General features: G+C 32.9%; 2 protein-coding genes. One reads left to right on the top strand and one right to left on the bottom strand.

The annotated features are described in order from the left end of the window. Positions 1 to 131: 131 nt before the first annotated feature. Positions 132 to 1,226, top strand: coding sequence for a glycerol dehydrogenase (locus ACT8VG_RS11150; RefSeq protein WP_444195927.1), 1,095 nt, complete (start codon positions 132 to 134; stop codon positions 1,224 to 1,226). A 16-nt stretch (positions 1,227 to 1,242) separates the two neighbouring features. On the opposite strand, the gene ACT8VG_RS11145 is transcribed toward ACT8VG_RS11150, so the two are convergent. After that, entirely contained in the window at positions 1,243 to 1,389 is a 147-nt protein-coding gene (locus ACT8VG_RS11145; protein WP_022424163.1) for a hypothetical protein, read from the bottom strand. Positions 1,390 to 1,543 lie beyond the last annotated feature (154 nt).

Raw genomic sequence — 1,543 nt, 5'->3', positions numbered from 1 at the left:
TGACTGATTTCAATAATGATTGGTATTCAGTATACGGAGAAGACAAAGGTCTTTGCGATATGTAAACAATGAGGAGAAAATTCTCCTCATTGTTTTTTTATGTTCTATAATAGGTATAGGAGAGTGATAATATGAGCAAAATGATTGGTGCACCAACAAGATATAGACAAGGTAAAGATGAATTAAAGTGTCTTGGTGATGATTTAAAAGATAATAAAAGAATAGTTGTAATTACAAGTGAAAACTTGAAAGAGATGTTTATACCTCAGATAGAGGAAAGCTTACATGAACAGGAAATGACAGTTGTACTATTTCAAAATGAATGTAGCATGAGCGAGATTGAAAGAATACAACATATTGTAGAAGAAACAAATAGTGAAGTGATTGTCGGTGTCGGTGGAGGAAAGGTATTAGATACCACTAAAGCATGTGGTTATTATGCGAAAAAGCCTATTGTCGTTATACCTACTGCAGCAAGTACAGATGCCCCATGTTCTTCTTTATCAGTGATTTATCATGATGATCATACGTTTGATCATTATTTGTATTTACCTAAGAGTCCAGATCAAGTGATTGTGGATACACAGGTCATTGCGAATGCCCCAGTAAGATTACTGAGAGCGGGTATTGGTGATGCATTTAGTACTTATTTTGAAGCAAAGGCTTGTTATGTGAGTCATAGTGAGAATTGTCTTCATAGTCAGGTGACAAGAAGTGCTTTCGCAATATCTAAGGCTTGTTTTGATATTGTCTATTCTTATGGATTACAGGCTGTAGAAGATTGTAAGCAGCATAAAGTCACAGAAGCACTAGAAAATGTGATAGAAGCTAATATTTATTTAAGTGGCATTGGTTTTGAATCTGGTGGAGAAGCAGTCGGTCATGGTCTGCATAATGCGTTCACTCTTATTCCTGAAACAAATAGTAAGATGCATGGTGAAAAAGTGGCTTTTTGTACACTTGTACAATTGGTATTAGAGAATACTCCTAAGGATACATTAAAAAGCTATTATGAGTTCTTAGAAGCTTTAGAGTTACCTACTACACTTTCTGATTTAGGGATGAAAGAAGTAGATGAAGAAGCATTACTGCATGTATGTTTAGAAGCAGTTAAAGAAGGATCTACGACATTAAATATGCCTTTTGAAGTGACTTCAAAGAATTTATTAAAAGCTATTATCAAAGCAGATCAATATGGACAGAAATGGAAAACCTCTGGAAAATAATCCAGAGGCTTTTCTATTAGAAATACAATTTTGCGATAATCGCAATAAGAACGATAATGATAACTACAAGACTATATGCCACTGTCATCGCGCCATAGCCTTGCCAATCTTTTTGAAGTTCTTTTGTCTTTTCTTCTGAAATGACGCGTTTCTTTTTACTCATAATCATCATCCTTTCTTTCAAGTTTTATATCTATTTATATTATATACTACTTGTTAATTAATATATATATATCGCGCTTTTTCAAAAAATTATTAGATTAAACAAAGTATAAATTTCTAATTATCTTTTTATATTTTCTTAAATGCTCGTAAAG

Source organism: Catenibacterium sp., assembly GCF_052354645.1.
Classification (GTDB): Bacteria; Bacillota_I; Bacilli_A; order Erysipelotrichales; family Coprobacillaceae; genus Catenibacterium; species Catenibacterium mitsuoka_A.
The sequence above is the reverse complement of the archived record's forward strand: the minus strand, read 5'-3'. Positions and strand labels throughout refer to the sequence as shown.

Excerpts from the sequence above, each read along its gene's own strand:
- ACT8VG_RS11145 (WP_022424163.1), bottom strand. The coding sequence starts at position 1,389 with ATGAGTAAAAAGAAACGCGTCATTTCAGAAGAAAAGACAAAAGAACTT.
- ACT8VG_RS11150 (WP_444195927.1), top strand. The coding sequence starts at position 132 with ATGAGCAAAATGATTGGTGCACCAACAAGATATAGACAAGGTAAAGAT.